At 51.3% G+C, this 261-nt stretch carries 1 protein-coding gene; it reads right to left on the bottom strand.

The annotated features are described in order from the left end of the window. Positions 1-232, bottom strand: a 232-nt coding sequence (locus tag RTW80_RS29710) for a hypothetical protein (protein ID WP_312721725.1), incomplete at its 3' end; no start/stop codon positions are given. Between the last annotated feature and the right edge of the window lie 29 nt (positions 233-261).

Below are 261 nucleotides of genomic sequence, written 5' to 3'. Positions count from 1 at the left end.
CGCGTTTACTGGCCTCACGTACAACGGCGAAGGCTTCCGGGATCAGGCTTTCTAAGGTTTCACCTTTCTCCAGACGCGCACGGAACTCCGCGGTTTTCGCTTTCAGCTCATCATCAGTGAGCTTCTCCATCGCCGGTTCCATACCGTTGATGACGTTCACAGCTTTGCGCATGCGGCGCAGGGTACGATCGTTACGACTACCAAAAACTTTGGTTAACAATTTGATTAGCATAATAAATTCTCAAACGCCCCAGTCGGGCA

The sequence above is a fragment of the Escherichia sp. AM3 genome, from assembly GCF_032029835.1.
In the GTDB taxonomy this organism is placed as follows: domain Bacteria; phylum Pseudomonadota; class Gammaproteobacteria; order Enterobacterales; family Enterobacteriaceae; genus Escherichia; species Escherichia coli.
Note: the sequence above shows the minus strand (reverse complement) of the source record. Positions and strands in the feature narration are given on the sequence as shown.